Annotated in this window: 17 protein-coding genes; 4 read left to right on the forward strand and 13 right to left on the reverse strand. The window is 73.8% G+C overall.

Annotated features, from left to right (window positions below):
- Positions 1-54 precede the first annotated feature (54 nt).
- From RM779_RS03385 to RM779_RS03395, 3 genes are read right to left on the reverse strand one after another with little or no spacing between them, the layout of a single operon-like run.
- Positions 55-1,290, reverse strand: coding sequence for a dipeptidase (locus RM779_RS03385; protein WP_311615616.1), 1,236 nt, complete (start codon positions 1,288-1,290; stop codon positions 55-57).
- Positions 1,287-1,811: a 5-(carboxyamino)imidazole ribonucleotide mutase gene (gene purE / locus RM779_RS03390; RefSeq protein WP_311615618.1), complete on the reverse strand. Its 525-nt coding sequence runs from the start codon at positions 1,809-1,811 to the stop codon at positions 1,287-1,289. The genes RM779_RS03385 and purE overlap by 4 nt, the downstream gene beginning before the upstream one ends.
- Positions 1,808-2,959, reverse strand: coding sequence for a 5-(carboxyamino)imidazole ribonucleotide synthase (locus RM779_RS03395; RefSeq protein WP_311615620.1), 1,152 nt, complete (start codon positions 2,957-2,959; stop codon positions 1,808-1,810). Before RM779_RS03395 ends, purE begins: the two co-directional genes overlap by 4 nt.
- 191 nt (positions 2,960-3,150) lie before the next feature.
- Between RM779_RS03395 and RM779_RS03400 the strand changes: the two genes are divergently transcribed.
- Positions 3,151-3,708, forward strand: a complete 558-nt coding sequence (locus tag RM779_RS03400) for a GtrA family protein (protein WP_311615622.1) — start codon at positions 3,151-3,153, stop codon at positions 3,706-3,708.
- A 3-nt stretch (positions 3,709-3,711) separates the two neighbouring features.
- On the opposite strand, the gene RM779_RS03405 is transcribed toward RM779_RS03400, so the two are convergent.
- The 4 genes from RM779_RS03405 to RM779_RS03420 all read right to left on the reverse strand — a co-directional run bounded on the left by RM779_RS03405 (position 3,712) and on the right by RM779_RS03420 (position 6,861).
- Positions 3,712-4,965, reverse strand: coding sequence for an ATP-binding protein (locus RM779_RS03405; protein WP_311615624.1), 1,254 nt, complete (start codon positions 4,963-4,965; stop codon positions 3,712-3,714).
- 43 nt (positions 4,966-5,008) lie between these two features.
- A complete protein-coding gene (locus tag RM779_RS03410) occupies positions 5,009-5,686 on the reverse strand; it encodes a response regulator transcription factor (protein ID WP_311615626.1) in 678 nt (225 codons plus the stop codon).
- Between the two features lie 118 nt (positions 5,687-5,804).
- Positions 5,805-6,296, reverse strand: a complete 492-nt coding sequence (locus tag RM779_RS03415; RefSeq protein WP_311615628.1) for an ATP-binding protein — start codon at positions 6,294-6,296, stop codon at positions 5,805-5,807.
- Between the two features lie 184 nt (positions 6,297-6,480).
- Complete coding sequence (locus tag RM779_RS03420) at positions 6,481-6,861, reverse strand: STAS domain-containing protein (protein ID WP_077061015.1); 381 nt, start codon at positions 6,859-6,861, stop codon at positions 6,481-6,483.
- Between the two features lie 248 nt (positions 6,862-7,109).
- Between RM779_RS03420 and RM779_RS03425 the strand changes: the two genes are divergently transcribed.
- Positions 7,110-8,009: an RNA polymerase sigma factor SigF gene (locus RM779_RS03425; RefSeq protein WP_311615631.1), complete on the forward strand. Its 900-nt coding sequence runs from the start codon at positions 7,110-7,112 to the stop codon at positions 8,007-8,009.
- 121 nt (positions 8,010-8,130) lie between these two features.
- On the opposite strand, the gene RM779_RS03430 is transcribed toward RM779_RS03425, so the two are convergent.
- Positions 8,131-8,859, reverse strand: coding sequence for a TetR/AcrR family transcriptional regulator (locus tag RM779_RS03430; protein WP_311615633.1), 729 nt, complete (start codon positions 8,857-8,859; stop codon positions 8,131-8,133).
- A gap of 158 nt (positions 8,860-9,017) precedes the next feature.
- On the opposite strand from RM779_RS03430, the gene RM779_RS03435 reads away from it, so the two are divergent.
- Positions 9,018-9,980, forward strand: a complete 963-nt coding sequence (locus RM779_RS03435) for a zinc-binding dehydrogenase (RefSeq protein WP_311615635.1) — start codon at positions 9,018-9,020, stop codon at positions 9,978-9,980.
- 55 nt (positions 9,981-10,035) lie between these two features.
- A complete protein-coding gene (locus RM779_RS03440; protein WP_311615637.1) occupies positions 10,036-10,731 on the forward strand; it encodes an MOSC domain-containing protein in 696 nt (231 codons plus the stop codon).
- 24 nt (positions 10,732-10,755) lie between these two features.
- Here RM779_RS03440 and RM779_RS03445 read toward each other — a convergent pair whose 3' ends face one another.
- The 5 genes from RM779_RS03445 to hutU form a co-directional block, all read right to left on the reverse strand.
- Entirely contained in the window at positions 10,756-12,069 is a 1,314-nt protein-coding gene (locus RM779_RS03445; protein WP_311615639.1) for an MFS transporter, read from the reverse strand.
- A gap of 125 nt (positions 12,070-12,194) precedes the next feature.
- On the reverse strand, positions 12,195-13,454 hold the full coding sequence (gene hutI, locus RM779_RS03450; protein ID WP_311615642.1) for an imidazolonepropionase: 1,260 nt from the start codon (positions 13,452-13,454) through the stop codon (positions 12,195-12,197).
- An 82-nt stretch (positions 13,455-13,536) separates the two neighbouring features.
- Positions 13,537-14,889 carry a formimidoylglutamate deiminase gene (locus tag RM779_RS03455; RefSeq protein ID WP_311615644.1) on the reverse strand — a complete coding sequence of 451 codons (1,353 nt, stop codon included), beginning with the start codon at positions 14,887-14,889 and terminating at the stop codon, positions 13,537-13,539.
- Positions 14,880-16,064, reverse strand: coding sequence for an allantoate amidohydrolase (locus tag RM779_RS03460; RefSeq protein WP_311616490.1), 1,185 nt, complete (start codon positions 16,062-16,064; stop codon positions 14,880-14,882). The genes RM779_RS03455 and RM779_RS03460 overlap by 10 nt, the downstream gene beginning before the upstream one ends.
- Positions 16,065-16,174: 110 nt before the next feature.
- Positions 16,175-17,833, reverse strand: coding sequence for a urocanate hydratase (gene hutU / locus RM779_RS03465; RefSeq protein WP_311615646.1), 1,659 nt, complete (start codon positions 17,831-17,833; stop codon positions 16,175-16,177).
- Positions 17,834-17,895 lie beyond the last annotated feature (62 nt).

Here is a 17,895-nt window from a genome sequence, read left to right on the forward strand (position 1 = left end):
TCACGACACCGGGGGGCGACGCCAGAATCAGACGGGAAGTCACGAATGTCCAAATCACCGGCGCGAGCCGGTGCTCCGGGGGACGAACGGGGAGTCCAGCTGCTCGATGGTGGCGAGGGACGGACCGCGGTGGGCGGACAGGTCCCGGGCGACGGCCTCGGCATCGCCGAGCACGCGCACCGCGTTGTGCCAGGTCAGCTTGGCGACATCGGCCGGCGACCAGCGCCGGGCCAGCAGTTCGGCGATCAGCCGTGGGTAGCCCGCGACGCTCTCCAGACCGTCCGGCATGAAGGCCGTGCCGTCGTAGTCGCCGCCGATGCCGATGTGGTCGATACCGGCCACCTCGCGCATGTGGTCCAGGTGGTCGGCAATGTCCGCGACAGTGGCCCGCGGGCGCGGGTGCTCGGCCTCGAACGCCCGGTGCACGGCCATCGCCCGCTCGGACATGTCCAGCCGGTGCAGCCCGTGCGCCTCCATGTTCACGGCCGCGCGCGCGGCCCACTCCATCGCGGCGGGCAGCACGAAGTTGGGCACGAACGTGACCATCGCGACCCCGCCGTTCGCGGGCAGTGCGGCGAGCACGTCGTCCGGAATGTTCCGCGGGTGGTCGCAGACGGCGCGCGCGGAGGAGTGCGAGAACAGCACGGGCGCCGCGGTGACGCGCAGCGCGTCGCGCATCGTCGCGGGCGCGACGTGGGAGAGGTCGACGAGCATCCCGATCCGGTTCATCTCCCGGACGACCTCTTCGCCGAACGCGCTCAGCCCGTCGTGCCGCGGCTCGTCCGTGGCCGAATCGGCCCAGTCGATGGTGTCGTTGTGGGTGAGTGTCATATAACGGACGCCGAGCCGGTGGAACGCGCGGAGCGTGCCGAGCGAATTATTGATGGAGTGGCCGCCCTCCGCCCCCATCAGCGACGCGATCCGGCCCTCCGCCCTGGCCGCCGCCATATCGTCCGCGGTCAGCGCGCGCCGCAGATGCGCCGGATAACGGTCGATGAGCGCCGCGACGACGTCGACCTGCTCCAGGCAGGCGCTGACGGCGCTGTCGCCGATGAGGTCCGTGCGCACGTACACCGACCAGAACTGCGCGCCGACGCCCCCGGCGCGCAGCCGCGGCAGGTCCGTGTGCAGGTGGGCGCTCTGGTCGGCGGCGATGTCGCGGCGGCCCAGGTCGTAGCGGACCTGCTCGCGCAGGGCCCACGGCAGGTCGTTGTGCCCGTCCACGACGGGGTGTTCGGCCAGCAGCTCCGATGCCAGGCTCAGCAGGTCCTCGTGTCCGGCGGCGCTCATGCGGTGCCAGGCCCGGCCACGGTGGCGCGCAGCCGCCGGCCCTTTTCCCTGGCCTGGTCCCGCAGGCCGCGCTGGTAGTCGAGCATGCGCGCGAGCAGCGCCTCGTCGTGCGCGGCGAGGGTGCGGACGGCGAGGAGCCCGGCGTTCTTCGCCCCGGCGACCGAGACGGTCGCGACGGGCACTCCGGCGGGCATCTGCACGATGGAGAGCAGCGAGTCCATGCCGTCCAGGTGCGCGAGCGGCACCGGAACGCCGATCACCGGCAGCGGCGTCAGCGCGGCGAGCATGCCGGGCAGGTGCGCGGCGCCGCCCGCGCCCGCGATGATCGCCTTGAGGCCGCGGCCCGCCGCCTCTTCGCCGTAGGTCACCATCTCGTGCGGCATGCGGTGCGCGGACACGACGTCCACCTCGTAGGGCACGGCGAACTCGTCAAGCGCCTCCGCCGCGGCCCGCATCACCGGCCAGTCGGAGTCCGAGCCCATCACGATGCCGACGCGCGGCGACGGCGGGGAGCTGCTCATTCGTCGATGATCCCTCGCAGGTAGTCGGCGGCGTGGCGGGCGCGTTCGCGGACGTCGGCCAGGTCGTCGCCGTAGGTGGTGACGTGGCCGACCTTGCGGCCCGGCTTCACGTCCTTGCCGTACATGTGGATCTTCAGCTGCGGGTCGCGCGCCATGCAGTGCAGGAACGCCGGGTACATGTCGGGGAAGTCGCCGCCGAGCACGTTGGCCATGACGGTCCAGGGCGCGCGCGGGCGGGGGTCGCCGAGCGGCAGGTCGAGCACGGCCCTGACGTGGTTGGCGAACTGCGAGGTGACCGCGCCGTCCTGCGTCCAGTGTCCCGAGTTGTGCGGGCGCATGGCCAGCTCGTTGACCAGGACCCGGCCGTCGGCCGTCTCGAACAGCTCCACGGCGAGGTGCCCGGTCACCTCCAGTTCGCGGGCGACGGTCAGCGCCATCTCCTGCGCCGCCACGGCCGTCGCCGCGGGCAGGCCGGGCGCCGGGGCGATCACGGTGTCGCAGACGCCGCCGACCTGCACGGACTCCACCACCGGGTAGGCGACAGCCTGCCCGTGCGGGGAACGGACGACGTTGGCGGCCAGCTCGCGGACGAAGTCGACCTTCTCCTCGGCCAGCACGGGCACCCCGGCCAGGAAGGGCTCGGTGACGCGGTCGGCGTCCGCGGCGGAGGCGACGATCCACACGCCCTTGCCGTCGTAGCCGCCGCGCACGGTCTTGAGTACGACGGGGAAACCGCCCGCCTCGGTCTCCGCGAAGCGCCGCACGTCGGCCGGGTCCTCGACGATCCGGTGGCGCGGGCAGGGCACGCCGAGCCGGGTGAGGCGGGCGCGCATGACGCCCTTGTCCTGGGCGTGCACGAGCGCGGCGGGCCCCGGCCTGACCGGGATGCCCTCGGCTTCCAGAACCCGCAGATGCTCGGTCGGCACGTGTTCGTGATCGAACGTGATCACGTCGCAGCCCTTCGCGAACGCACGCAGCGTGTCCAGATCGCGGTGGTCGCCGACGACCACATCGCCGGCGACGAGCGCCGCGGAGTCCTGCGGCGACGCGCTGAGCAGCTTGAACCTGATGCCGAGCGGGATGCCCGCCTCATGGGTCATACGGGCGAGCTGACCGCCCCCGACCATGCCGACCACGGGAAATGTCACGCACCCAGCGTAGCCGCCGCCCCTCGCCGCCCTCCGGCCACCCGGAACCGTTCCGCCGCGAACCGCGTCCCACCGGGAACCGGAGCGGCCCCGCGCGCACGGACCGGAGGGGTCTCGCACGGGAGCGGAGGGGAAGGGGTGTGCACATCGGCGGGAAGGCCCGCACAGACCGGCTGGTTAGCATGGCGGGCATGAAGGACCGCCGCACGCTGCGCGACCGCCTGCGCGGCATGGCCCGGGAGGCCGCGAAGTTCGGCACCGTGGGCGCCTTCGGCTTCCTGGTGAACGTCGCCGTGTTCAACGCGTGCAGCCAGGCCGCCGGCCTGGCGCCCATCCGTTCCGGCATCATCGCCACCTCCGCCGCCATCTGCACCAACTACCTCGGCAACCGGTACTGGACCTACCGGCACCGGGACAAGACCGGCCGCAGCCGCGAAGCGGGGCTTTTCCTGCTGTTCTCCTGCGTGGGCATGGTGATCGAGAACGGGGTGCTGGCGCTGTCGCACTACGGCTTCGGCTTCACCTCGCCGCTGGCCGACAATCTCGCGAAGAACGTGATCGGGCTCGGCATCGGCTCGCTGTTCCGCTTCTGGTCCTACCGCACCTGGGTCTTCCGCCGCCCCGAGACGGACGCGGACGCGAACGCGGAGGCGAACGCGGAGGCGAACGCGGACGCGGCGGAACGGGACCCCGCGCCGGAGCCCGCCGCGGCCGGGCGGCCCCGGCCCGCGGAGCCCGGCGGGCGCTGACGGTCAGGAGGCGTCCGACGCCTGCTCCGCCTCCCTGCTGAGGAACAGTGCGAAGACCGGCGGCCGCTGCTGGAGCAGTTCGAGGCGCCCGCCGTCCGCCTCCGCCAGATCGCGGGCGACGGCCAGGCCGAGCCCGGTCGAGTTCCGCCCGCTCACCGTGCGTTCGAAGACGCGGGCCCCCAGCTCGGTCGCCACGCCGGGGCCGTCGTCCGTCACCTCGACGACGACCTGGTTGCCGGTGGTCCTGGTGCGCAGCGCGACGGTGCCCGCGCCGTGCATCAGCGAGTTCTCCACGAGGCAGGCAAGCACCTGCGAGACCGCGCCCGGGGTGCCGACGGCGCGCAGCCCCGGCTTGCCGGAGTGCACGATGGGGCGCCCCGCGCTGCGGTAGGCGGGCCGCCACTCCTCGACCTGCTGCACCACGACCTCGTCGAGGTCGAAGCCCACCGCCGAGCCGAGGCGCGGATCACGGGAGTTGGTCAGCAGCCGCTGAACGACGTCGGTGAGCCGCTCCACCTGCGCGAGTCCGATGGCCGCCTCCTCCTTGACCGTGTCCCTGTCCTCGGTGGCCATGATCTCCTCCAGCCGCATGGACAGCGCGGTCAGCGGCGTGCGCAGCTGGTGGGAGGCGTCCGCGGCGAGGCGCCGTTCCGCGGTCAGCATGCGGGCGATCCGTTCCGCGCTGGCGTCCAGCACGTCCGCGACCCGGTCCAGCTCGGCGACGCCGTACCGCCGGTGGCGGGGGCGCGGATCGCCGGAGCCGAGCCGTTCCGCGGTCTCGGCCAGGTCGGTCAGCGGCGCCGCGACGCGGCGGGCCTGCCGCACCGCGAGCAGCGCGGCGGCGACCACCGCGAGCAGCGAGACGACGAGGATGATGGTGAGCATCCGGCCGATCTCGTTGCTGACGACGCTCGACGGCTGCTGAACGGTGACCGTCTCGCCGTGCACGCCGGTCTGCTCGGCGCTCATCACGTCGCCCTCGGGCCGTTCGCCCAGCTCGACGGTCGGCACGCCGGGCTGCTCGATCAGCACGAAACGATCGGCGGGGGCGGAGGCACGCAGTTTCTGCTCGGTCACCGGCTCGTCCGCGGCGATGCGGCTCTCGACGTCGGCGAGCACGCGGGCCACGTCCGACTCCAGGCGGTCGCGGGCGCTGGAGGTGATGGTGCGGGTCTCCACGATGAACAGGGAGACGCCGAACACCGCGATCACGATGAGCACCACCGCGAGCGTGGAGTTGATCAGGCGGCGGCGCACGTCCCGGCCCCCGTCCCTGTCCCCGTCCCTGTCCCCGTCCCCGTCAGCTCTTCTCGAACCGGAATCCCACTCCCCTGACCGTGGCGATGTAGCGGGGGTTGGCCGCGTCGTCGCCGAGCTTCTTGCGCAGCCAGGAGATGTGCATGTCGAGGGTCTTCGTGGATGACCACCACGTGGTGTCCCACACCTCGCGCATCAGCTGCTCGCGGGTCACGACCCGGCCCGCGTCGCGCACCAGGACCCGCAGCAGGTCGAACTCCTTGGCCGTGAGGTGCAGCTCGTCCTCCCCCATCCACGCGCGGTGCGACTCCACATCGATCCGGATGCCGTGCACCGTCGGGGCGGGCGCGCTCTCCGCGGTGCCGCGGCGCAGCAGGGCACGGACCCGGGCCAGCAGCTCGGCCAGCCGGAACGGCTTGGTCACGTAGTCGTCGGCGCCCGCGTCGAGGCCGACGACCGTGTCGACCTCGTCGGCGCGGGCGGTGAGCACCAGCACGGGCAGGCCCAGCCCTTCGGTGCGCAGGCGACGGCAGACCTCCAGGCCGTCCATGCCCGGCAGACCGAGGTCGAGCACCACGAGGTCGACGTCGCCCCGCAGGCCGGTCCGCAGCGCACCCGGACCGTCCTCCCGCACCTCCACCTCGTATCCCTCGCGGCGCAGCGCTCGGGCCAGCGGCTCCGAGATGGACGCATCGTCCTCGGCGAGCAGTACTCGGGTCATGGCCTGATGGTAGACGCAGGCGGCTGACCGGCGGGGTCGGTCCGCGGGGTCGGTGGCGGGGCGCGCGGAATCAACCGTCGCGCCGGGCGGGGGGCGAGCGGCCGGGCGGCGCGTGGTGTCAGTCGGCGGGCGGCGCGGCCAGCTCGGCCCAGACGGTCTTGCCCGCGGCACCCGGCTCCCGGGCCACGCCCCAGTCCAGGCAAAGGCGCTGGACGATGAACATGCCGTGGCCGCCGGGGCGTCCTGGGCGCCGGGCCGTGCGCAGGGCGGGCACGCCATCGCCGCGGTCGAGCACCTCGACGCGCAGCACCTTCGTGCCCCGGCCTATCCGCAGCTCCTCCGGGCCGCCGGCGTGCAGGCAGGCGTTCGTGACCAGCTCGGAGACGACGAGCAGCGCATCCTCCGCGGCGGCGCGCAACTCCTCGGTGGGGGCCGGAAGCCACTCCCAGTCGTGGAGGGCGGCGCGGGTGAACTCTCGCGCGCGCGAGACGACGCCCGCGGCATTGGCAAGCCGGAGCCTGCGTACCTGGAGCACGGCCTCCGTCACCGTGGCCGGCGCCCGCTGCTCCGGGTCCTGATCGCCTGCTGGATACGGCCGGGTGATACCCATGCGCGCCTCCCCTCACCGCAACGCCGCGCCGCTGGCCTGCTGGCCTGGCCGAACCGTCCCTGTGGCCCGGCGTGACTGATCTCCTGCCCTGCCGAGCGGCGACCACACCCGTCCGATCCCGGCAATAGTGTGACTCGGCCGACCGCGTCCCGTACAGCGGGCCGGGAACGGCGATCGGTCGGAATCAGTCCGAGGGAAGGGCCGCGAGGGCGTCGTCGAGGCTCCCGTGGAGGGTGAAGACGGCCCCGGCGCCCGTTATCTCGAAGACACGGGCGACATTTGGGCGCATTCCGGCCAGGTGCACTTGCCCTCCGGCGGCCTCGACGTCCACGCGTGTGGCGAGGAGCACATTGAGGCCGGTGGAGTCGCAGAACTCCAATCCCGAACAGTCGATAACGATCCGGAAACAACCATCGGCCACGCACTGGTCCAGTGACTCGCGCAGCTTCTCGGCGGAGTGATGATCAAGCTCTCCGGCCGGCGTGATCACCGCACCCGAGCCCGCGCGGCGCACATCGACCGTCAGGCGGTGGCGGTTCGCCTCGTCCGGCGTGCCACGGTCCATGCAGCCCCCTTCATTTCGGAGCCCGTTCCTGGCTAGGTTCGAAACCTTAGCCCGTAGGGCGACGGCCCAACACCCGAACAACCCCGACGTTCTTCGGAATTCGGGCGTAGCAGACTTGCCATCGCCGCTGCGCGACCGGTAGGTCTAGAGACATTGCATTTTCCGAGCCGGCTTTGGAGGCGCCGCACCCCGCAGTGCACGTCACGGCTTCGGCAGCCATATGCCGAGAGACTTACGGAGGACACACCATGTCACCGGCCCCTCGTACTCATGATCCGCGTTCCGACGCCCCCGCGGCCGACGTTCCGTCCTCCCCCGCCACTGAACCGGCGGCGGACGACTTCCTCGCGTCGCTGCCCGAGATCCCGCCCTACGACGAGGTGGCGCCGCTCGACGCGCGCGCCCTGTCGAAGAGCCTCTTCGCCCGGCTGCGGACGCTCGAAGAGGGCACGCATGAGTACGCATACGTACGGAACACTCTGGTCGAGCTGAACCTGGCGCTGGTGAAGTTCGCCGCGGCGAGGTTCCGTTCCCGCAGCGAACCGATGGAGGACATCGTCCAGGTCGGCACGATAGGTCTGATCAAGGCGATCGACCGCTTCGAGGCCGACCGCGGTGTGGAATTCCCCACGTTCGCGATGCCGACGATCGTCGGCGAGATCAAGCGCTTCTTCCGCGACACCTCCTGGTCGGTCCGGGTGCCGCGGCGTCTCCAGGAGCTGCGGCTCGACCTCGCCAAGGCGGGCGACGAGCTGGCACAGAAGCTGGACAGGTCCCCGACCGTTTCCGAGCTGGCCGAGCGGCTGAAGATCAGCGAGGAAGAAGTCGTGGAGGGCATGGCCGCGTCCAATGCCTACACGGCCAGCTCGCTGGACGCGCAGCCGGAGGAGGACGACGCGGAGGGCGCGCTCGCCGACCGCATCGGCTACGAGGACCACGGACTTGAGGGCATCGAGTACATCGAGTCCCTCAAACCCCTGATCGCGCAGCTCGCGCCGCGCGACCGGCAGATTCTTTCGCTTCGCTTCGTGGCGAACATGACGCAGTCGGAGATCGGCGAGGAGCTGGGCATCTCGCAGATGCACGTCTCGCGGCTGCTGGCCAGGACACTCGGCAAGTTGCGCCGGGGCCTGATGGTGGAGGAGTAACGGAGTAACACCGCCCACCCGACACGGGCGGACACGGCGGAGAGGCCCGGGAACGAACGCACCGTTCCCGGGCCCTTGCTGTCGGGCCAGGACCACGGCGGCGGTGCAGTCGTTCAGCTGCTCAGCGGCGTGCGAGGGCGGCGGCGTCGGGGATCGCGGCGAATGCTTCGCGCATGTGTCCGTACAGCGCTTCGCGGTCGGCCCCCTGGCCCGCGGCGGCCCACTGCCGCACGGCCCACCGCCATGCGGCGAGCATCAGCTCAAGCAGCAGGAGGAGCCGCAGCTCCTGGTCACGGCCGCCGCCGGTGGCGGCCGGCCGGCGTTCCGCGGTGATGTGCAGCACGCGGTCGGTCACCTCCGCGCAGTGCCGGAGGCTGTGCGCGAGCAGCGCCGGGGTGCGCTCGCACAGAGCGCGGCTGCACAGGAACCGGCGTTCCCAGCCCGCGGCCATCTCCCGTACCGCGGCGAACAGCGTCTCCTCGTAGGAGGCCAGCGGGGAGTCGCCGGGGCCCGGCGGGCGGGCCTCGATGTCCGCGACGTACGCCGCCCACAGCTCCTTTTCCGGCGCCAGGGCGACGTCCTCCTTGGACGCGAAGGTGCGGAAGAAGGTGCGCTGCGAGATCTCCACGGCGTCCACCAGCTCGTCGAGCGTGGTCTCCCCGAAGCCCTGCTCGGTGAACAGCCGCAGTGCCTCCTCCACCAGGGCGCGGCGCGTGCGGAGTTTCTTGCGTTCGCGCAGCGTCAGCCCGGCGGGCCCGGCCGGGCCGACGCTCCCGGCCGGGCCGACGCTCCCGGCTGGCCCGGCCTGCCGCTCGTCCCCTTCGTTCCCCGCAGGGCTCCCCTCACGCACGGCGCCGAGTGTACTCGCGGCGCCTCGCCAGCTGCCAGCAAAAGCCTGTTGCCAGCTAATGCTGGTCACTGGCATATTTTTCCCGACCCGGCCGGACCACCGGCCGGGAAGGCACCGTGCCGGGGCCCGAGGGCCCCGGCGGCAAGGGAGAGCCGCGGATGCGCGCCTGGACGATCGACCACACCCGCCCGGACCACCTGACCCTCGCCGAGGTGCCGGAGCCGGCACCCGCCCCGCACCAGGCGCTGATCCGCGTCGCCGCGTTCTCCGTCAACTACGGCGAGGTCGTCTCCGTCGTACCGGACGGCGAGATGGGCACCGTGCCCGGCTGGGACGCGGCGGGGATCGTCGAACGGGCGGCGGCCGACGGTTCAGGGCCCGCCGCCGGCACTCCGGTGGTGTCGTTGGCCGCGGACGGCGCGTGGGCGGAGCTGCGCGCCGTTGACACCGCGCTGCTCGGCGCCGTTCCGCAGGGCGCCGACCTCGGCGCGGTCAGCACGCTGCCGGTCGCGGCCGGGTCCGCGCTGCGCGGCCTGCACCGCCTCGGCCCTCTCCTCGGCCGCCGCGTCCTGATCACCGGGGCGGGCGGCGGCGTCGGGCGGTTCGCCGTTCAGCTCGCCGCACGCGGCGGCGCCCACGTCGTCGCGACGACCACCGACCCGGCCAAGGAGCAGACGCTGCGCGGGCTCGGCGCGGACGAGGTCGTCATCGGCACGGACGGGATCGCGGGGCTGGCCGGGCCGGTGCACGGCGTGATCGACTTGGTCGGCGGGGACCACATGGTGGCGGCCTACCGGACGCTCGGGCGCCACGGCACGCTGATCGCCATGGGGCACACGTCCGGCCGGGGCGAGTCGTTCGCGGAAAGCGACTTCTCCGGACTGCTGGGCACCGACCGCAGCATCGCCACGTTCTTCCTGCTGGACGACGCCGACGGGCTCGGCGCGGACCTGAGCTGGCTCGCCGGGCTGCTGGCCGGCGGCGAGCTGGACGCGCAGGTCGGCTGGCGCGGCGCCTGGACGCGCACCCCGGAGGCCATCACGGCCCTGGCCGAGGGCCGCGTACCCGGCAAGGCGGTGCTCGACCTGCCCGACCTGCCCGACCTGCCCGCGGCCGGCTGACCGGGCGGTGGAAAAGCCCATGCGCCGGGTCTTCGACGGCCGTTAGGGTGCATGCATGCTGCGCACAGTGCTGTCCGTCAATCTCGGGCAGGCGGGTGCCGACGCGTTCACCGACGCGCCGGACGGCCTGACCGGCATCAACAAGCGCCCAGTGCCGGGTCCGGTGGAGGTGTCGGCGCCAGGCCCCAAGGGGGTCGGGGGCAGCGGCCTGGCCGGCGACATGGTCTGCGACCGCCGCCACCACGGGGGTGACGACCAGGCGGTGTACGCGTTCGCCCGCGAGGACCTGGACCGCTGGGAGGCCGCGCTCGACCGGCGCCTGGGGAACGGCGTCTTCGGCGAGAACCTCACGACCTGCGGCATCGACGTCGGCGACGTGCGCATCGGCGAACGGTGGCGGGTGGGCGCCGACCTGATCATCGAGGCCACCTCGGCGCGGATTCCGTGCCGCACGTTCGCCGACTGGCTGGGCGAGCGGGGGTGGGTCAAGCGGTTCACGCAGGATGCCGCGCCCGGCGCCTACTTCCGCGTGATCCAGCCGGGCGCCGTGCGCGCCGGGGACCCGGTGGAGATCGTCGAACGGCCGGACCACGAGGTGTCGGTCTCGTTCCTCTTCCGCGCCCAGACCACGCGGCCCGAGCTGCGCCCGCGCGTCATCGCGGCGGGCGAGGCGCTGCATACGGAGGAGCTGAGGCTGGCCCGCGGGTGGGCCGCCGCAGCCGCCCAGAGTGCGCGGAGCGCGCGGAGCTGAGGCGCGAACGGCGCCCGTGCCGCGTCATCGCGCGTCGGCGAGGGCCTCCGCGATGGCCCGCGCATGCAGGTGCCGGCGCACGTACACCGTAAGAGCGGCACAGATGACGGCGACGGCGAGGAACGGGGCGCGCAGCCCCGCCTCGCGGCCGAACTCCGCCTCCACCAGGGCCACGAGCCCGCCGCCCGCCAGCATGCCCAGCGGCATGGCGCCCCAGCCGAGCAGCCGGTAGACGCTGTTGACGCGCCCCAGCAGCCGGTCCGGAATGATCGTCTGCCGCAACGAAACGGTCGTGACGTTCCACAGCACCGCGCCAAATCCGGTCGCGCTCATCGCCACCCCGACCACCAGGGCGTGGGAGGCCACCGCGGCGGCCGCGAACGCGATCACCTGGAGGGCCAGCAGGACCAGCAGGGAACGCGCCGGACCCAGCCGCCGCGCCGCCCGGCCCGCCAGCAGGCCGCCCAGCACGCCGCCGGCCCCGGCGGCCGAGGTCAGCACGGCGAACCCGACCGGTCCCAGCCCCAGCACCTCCTGCGCGTACAGCACGTAGACGGCGAGCGCCGCCTGCGTCGAACCGTTGATCACCGCAAGCGAGACCGCCAGGCGGCGCAGCACCGGAATGCCCCACAACCAGCGCACGCCCTCGGCGATTTCGGCCCGCATCGAGCGGCGCGGCGCGGCCTTCGCGCCCGGCTCGTGCGCCGTGCGCACGCGGTAGCTGCCGCGCAGCAGGAGCAGCACCGCGCCGGTGGCGACTGCCGCGCCCGCGTCGAAGACGAACGGCGCGGCCAGCGCGAAGCCGAGCAGCGCGCCGCCGAGGGGCCTGGCCACGAAGTCGTCCGACACCATCTGGGCCGCCATGAGCCGGCCGTTCGCGGTGGGCAGGTGCGCACGGGCGACCACGGAGGGCAGCAGGACCTGCGCGGTGTTGTCGAACAGCACCTCGGCGAAGCCGAGGGCCAGCGCGCAGGCGCACAGCACCGGCAGGGACATGGCGTCCAGGGCGACGAGCAGCGCGACGACGCCCACGATCAGCGCGCGGGCGGCGCTCATCCACAGCATGAGGTGCCGCCGGTCGAGCCGGTCCGCGAGCACCCCGGCCGGGAGGCTGAACAGCAGCCAGGGCAGGCGAACCGCCACGCCCGTCAGCGCGACGAGGAAGGCGTCGTTGGTGAGGGTGGTCGCCAGCCACGGGAAGGCGACGGCGCTGGCGCCCTGGCCGAGGTTGGTGACCGTGCTCGCCGACCACAGCGTCCAGAACCGGCTCCCGAGCCCCCGGTCCTCACGCGGCAGTTGTGCGGCCGGTGCGGCGCCCTCGGTCACATCGTCGGTCACGCGTGTCAACTCCCCGTCTCGTTCGGCCGCCCGGTCGTTCCGGCGACGGACACCATGCCGAACGGCGTTCCGCGGCGCTACGGGCCTTAGTCCGGCGCGGGGCGCCTTAGCCGGGGCGCGGGGCCTTAGATCCTGTCCTGGAGCTCGCGCCGCCCCCGGCGCCAGACCGCGGCGACCAGCGGCACGCCGGGACGGTAGGCGAGGTGCACCGGCGAGGGCGCGTCCAGCAGGACCAGGTCGGCGCGGGCCCCGGGCGCCAGGCGGCCGACGTCGGTGCGGTCCAGCGCCGCGGCGCCCCCCGCGGTGGCCGACCACAGCGCCTCGTCGGGCGTCATGCCCATCTCGCGCACCGCGACGGCCACGCAGAACGGCATGGAGCTGGTGAACGAGGAGCCCGGATTGCAGTCGCTCGCCAGCGCGACGACGGCGCCCGCGTCGAGCAGGCGGCGCGCGTCCGGGTAGGGCGCGCGGGTGGAGAACTCGCAGCCCGGCAGCAGGGTTGCCACGGTGCCGCCCTGGGCCAGGGCGTCGACGTCCGCGTCCGTGAGGTGCGTGCAGTGGTCGGCGGACCTGGCCCCGGCCTCGACGGCGAGCCGGACACCGGGCCCGGGGCCGAGCTGGTTGGCGTGCACGCGCGGGCGGAGACCACGCGCCCGGCCCGCGGCCAGCACGGCACGCGCCTGCCCGGCGTCGAAGGCGCCGCGCTCGCAGAAGACGTCGATCCACCGGGCGTACGGCGCGCAGGCGTCGAGCATCGGCCCGGTCACCAGGGCCACGTAGTCCTCGGGGGACGCGGCGTGCTCGGGGGGAACGACGTGGGCGCCGAGGTAGGTCACCTCCTCGGTGTGCTCCGTGGCGATCCGCAGGGCGCGCGCCTCGTCCGCCACGGTGAGGCCGTAGCCGGACTTCGTCTCCACGGTGGTGGTGCCCTGCCGGAGCATTTCGCGCAGGAACGCGGCGAGGTTGGCGGACAGTTCGGCGTCGGTGGCCCGGCGGGTCGCCGCGACGGTGGTCCTGATGCCGCCCGCGGTATAGGGGCGGCCGGACATCCTGGCGTGGAACTCGGCGGTGCGGTCGCCCGCGAACAGCAGGTGGGAGTGCGAGTCGACGAAGCCGGGAACGACGGCTCCGCCTCCCGCGTCGTAGTGACTGTCAGTGGCGGGTGCTCTACTGGATGTGCCGGTCCAGACGATGCGGTCGCCCTCGATGACGACGGCCGCGTCCCGGACCGGTCCGAGCGGGCCTGGGCCGAGGGAGGGGTCGTTGGTGATGAGTACGCCGATGTTGGTGATCGCGGTGCTGGGGGCGCCGGCCGTGCTGGGGGTGCTGGGGGCGCGGTGCGTGCCGTGGGCGCGGTGCGCGTCGGGGCCGGTGGGCCGGGACATGGCGGGCTCCTCCTCCTGGTCCTCTTCCTGGTCCTCTTCCTGCTCCTGGTGCCCCTGGTGCCCCTGGTGCTCCTGCCGCTGTTCAGCGGGCGGCGCGGAGCGCGGCGACGGATTCCGCGAGGGCCGCGGGCACATTCGGCACCAGTTGGTGGCCGCCGTCCCTGACGATGTGCCGCCCGCCGACGACGGTGTGGCGCACGTCGGCCCCGGTCGCGGCGAAGACGGCGGCCTGGAGCGCCATCCGGGGCGGCGGCCCCGCGGTCCTGACGCTGTCGAGCGCGACCGTGGTGAAGTCGGCCAGGCACCCCGGCTCGATCCGCCCGGCCTCCGGCCAGCCGAGGGCGGCGTGCCCGTCCTCGGCCGTGAAGCGCAGCAGCTGGTCGGCGGTGAAGTGGCCGCGGACGCGGGTGCTGAGGCGCTCGTGCAGTTCGAGGGCGCGCGCCTCCGCCAGCAGGTCGATGACGGCGTGGCTGTCGCTGCCCAGGCACAGCGGGCTGCCCGCGGCGCGCAGCCGGGCGGCGGGGCCGATGCCGTCGGCGAGGTCGCGTTCCGTGGTGGGGCACAGACAGACGACGGTGGCGCTGCGGCCGAGGAGTTCGATGTCCTCGCCGGTGAGGTGCGTGGCGTGCACGGCGGTGGTGCGCGGCCCCAGCACCCCGTGGTCCGCGAGGAGTTCGGCGGGGGTGCGGCCGTGCGCGCCGAGGCAGTCCTCGTTCTCCTTCGGCTGCTCGGAGAGGTGGACGTGCAGCGGCGCCCCGCGCTCCTCGGCCCAGGCGGCGACCTGGGCCAGCTCCCCGGCGGGCACCGCCCGGACGGAGTGGATGGCCGCGCCGATCCGGGTGGTGCCGTTCCCGCGCAGCGCGTCGGCCCGTTCGGCCCACCGCGCCGCGGTGCCGTCGGAGAAGCGCAGCTGCACGCCGGTGGGCTCCCGGCCGAAGCCGGCGGCGAGGTAGCAGGTGTCGAGGAGCGTCATCCGGATTCCGGCGTCCGCCGCCGCGGCGATCAGCGCCTCGCCCATCGCGTTCTGGTTGCCGTAGCGGGTGCCGCCCGCCGCATGGTGGACGTAGTGGAATTCGCCGACGCACGTGACGCCCGCCAGTGCCATCTCCGCGTAGACGGCGCGGGCCAGGGCGTGGCAGAGGTCGGGGTCCAGCCGGGAGGCGATGTCGTACATGGCGTTGCGCCACGTCCAGAAGGTGCCGCTGCCCACCTGGGTGGCGGAGCGCAGCGCCCGGTGGAACGCGTGGCTGTGCACGTTGGCCAGGCCGGGCAGGGTCAGGCCGCGCAGCGGGACGCAGCCCACGGGCGGCTCCGCCGCGCCGGGCGCCACGGACGAGATGTGTCCCGTGCGGGACGTGGAGATGACGACGCCCGGCTCCACCGGGCCGTTGAGCCAGGCGTATTCCGCCCAGTAGGTCTGCTCGGTCAGGGACACGCCAGGCCCTCCAGTACGTCGGCCAGCGCGGTCACCCCGGCCAGGCAGTCGGTCTCCTCGGCGTGCTCCTCGGGTGCGTGCGAGACGCCGGTCGGATTGCGTACGTACAGCATGGCGGTGGGGACGGCGGCGGCGAGGATTCCGGCGTCGTGTCCCGCGCCCGTGGGCAGCGCGGGCGCGCCGCCGAGCCGGGCGGCGAGCGCGTCGCGCAGCCCCGGGGCGAAGGCGACGCCCGGCGTGTGCGACTCCCGGGTGACCGCGACGGTGACGCCGTCCCGGCCACCGCGTTCGGCCGCGCCCTGTTCGATCGCGGCGACCAGCGCGTCGAGGGTCGCGGTGTCCTGGGCCCTGGAGTCGAGCCAGCCGCGGACGAGGGCGGGCACGGCGTTGACGGCGTTCGGCTCGGCCTCGACCTTGCCGAAGGTGGCGAGTGCCCCGGCCAGCCGGGCGCGCTTGCGGGCGGCGAGCACGGTGTGGGCGTACGTCAGCATCGGGTCGTGCCGGTCCTCGATGCGGGTGGTGCCCGCGTGGTTGGCCTGGCCGCGGAAGTCGAAGCGCCAGCGCCCGTGCGGCCAGATGACCGAGCCGACCCCGACGGGGCGGCCCAGACCGGCCAGCGCCCTGCCCTGCTCGACGTGCAGCTCGACAAAGGTGCCGATGCGCCCGAGCCGTTCCGGATCGGGGCCGATGGCCGCCGGGTCGAGGCCCGCCCGTTCCAGCGCGCGGGCCAGCGTGACGCCGTCCGCGTCGCGCAGCCGCCGCGCCCGGTCGGGGTCGAGCAGCCCGCAGGCCAGCCGGGAGCCGACGCAGGCCACGCCGAAGCGGGCGCCCTCCTCGTCGGCGAAGCCGACCACGCCCAGCGGGCGGGTCGCGGCGGTGCCGCGCTCGCGCAGCTCGTCGATCGCGGCAAACGCGGAGACCACCCCGAGCGGCCCGTCGAACGCTCCGCCGTCCGGCACCGAGTCCAGGTGCGACCCGGTGACGACCGCGTCGCCCGCCGCCGGGTCCCCGGCCCACGCCCACTGGTTGCCGTTGCGGTCCACCTCGTACCGCAGCCCGCGCCGCGCGGCCTGCTCGCGGAACCAGGCACGCAGCTCCCCGTCGGCGGCCGTCCAGGCGTACCTGTGGTACCCGCCCGAGGCCGCCCGCCCGACCGGCCGCAGCCCGGCCCACATCTCGCGGAAGGAGCCGGCGCCGCCCCCGCCCGCCGCCGCGGCGTCCCGGGCATCGTCCCGGGCGTCATCCCCGGCGTCCCCGGCGTCCCCGGCGTCGTGGCCCGGCACGTTCACGGGGTCTCCCGCATGGGGATGCGGACGCCGCGTTCCGCCGCCACCGCCTCGGCCTCGCCGTAGCCCGCGTCGACGTGCCGGATCACGCCCATGCCCGGGTCGTTGGTCAGGACACGGCGGATCTTCTCGCCCGCCAGGGCGGTGCCGTCGGCCACCGTGACCTGCCCGGCGTGCAGGGAGCGGCCCATGCCGACGCCGCCGCCGTGGTGGATCGACACCCACGAGGCACCGGAGGCCACGTTGACCATGGCGTTCAGCAGCGGCCAGTCCGCGATGGCGTCCGAGCCGTCCCGCATGCCCTCGGTCTCGCGGTACGGGGAGGCGACCGAGCCGCAGTCCAGGTGGTCACGGCCGATGACCACGGGCGCGGCCAGCTCGCCGCTCGCCACCATCTGGTTGAACCGCTCGCCCGCGCGCTCCCGTTCGCCGTAGCCCAGCCAGCAGATCCGGGCGGGCAGGCCCTGGAAGCGGACCCGCTCCCCCGCCAGCGTGATCCAGCGCGCGAGGGACTCGTTTTCGGGGAAGAGTTCGAGTACCGCCCGGTCGGTGGCCGCGATGTCCCGCGGATCGCCGCTGAGCGCCGCCCAGCGGAAGGGGCCCTTGCCCTCGCAGAACAGCGGCCTGATGTAGGCGGGGACGAAGCCGGGGAAGGCGAACGCCCGGTCGTAGCCGGCCAGCCGCGCCTCGCCGCGGATCGAGTTGCCGTAGTCGAAGACCTCGGCCCCGGCGTCCTGGAAGCCGACCATGGCCTCGACGTGCCGGGCCATCGACTCCCTGGCGCGCCGGGTGAACTCTTCGGGGGCCCGCGCCGCGTAGGCCGCCATGTCGGCGAGGTCGACCCCGGTCGGCAGGTAGGCCAGCGGGTCGTGCGCGCTGGTCTGGTCGGTCACGATGTCCACCGGCGCGCCCTCGGCCAGCAGCCGGGGCAGCACCTCGGCGGCGTTGCCGAGGACGCCGACGGACAGCGGCCTGCGGGCGGCGCGGGCCTCGGCCGCCAGGTCCATGGCCTCCGCGACCGAGTCGGCCCGGACGTCGAGGAAGCCGTGGGCGATGCGCCGCTCGATGGCCCGCGGGTCGCAGTCGACGCAGACGGCCACCCCGCCGTTCATGGTGACCGCGAGCGGCTGCGCGCCGCCCATGCCGCCGAGCCCGGCCGTCAGAGTCACCGTCCCCGCCAGGCTCCCGCCGAACCGCTTGGCGGCGACCGCGGCGAACGTCTCGTAGGTGCCCTGGAGGATGCCCTGCGTGCCGATGTAGATCCACGAACCGGCCGTCATCTGGCCGTACATGGTCAGCCCCAGGCGTTCGAGGCGGCGGAACTCCTCCCACGTCGCCCAGTCGCCGACGAGGTTCGAGTTCGCGATCAGCACCCGGGGCGCCCAGGGGTGGGTGGTCATCACCCCGACCGGCCGCCCCGACTGCACGAGCATCGTCTCGTCGGGGCCGAGCGAGCGCAGCGTCGCGGCCATCGCGTCGAAGGACGCCCAGTCACGTGCCGCCCGGCCCGTGCCGCCGTAGACGACGAGCTGGTCCGGATGCTCGGCGACCTCCGGGTCCAGGTTGTTCTGCAGCATCCGCAGCGCGGCTTCCTGCGGCCAGCCCTGCGCACTCAGCGCGGTGCCGCGGGGCGCGCGCACGGGTCGAGGTCCTGCCATGGCCAGCCTCCCCGGTGAGAACCATTCATTCACTCTAGATCCTGAATACTTTCAGTCAACCG

This window comes from Streptomyces johnsoniae (assembly GCF_031845565.1).
GTDB classification, from domain to species: domain Bacteria; phylum Actinomycetota; class Actinomycetes; order Streptomycetales; family Streptomycetaceae; genus Streptomyces; species Streptomyces johnsoniae.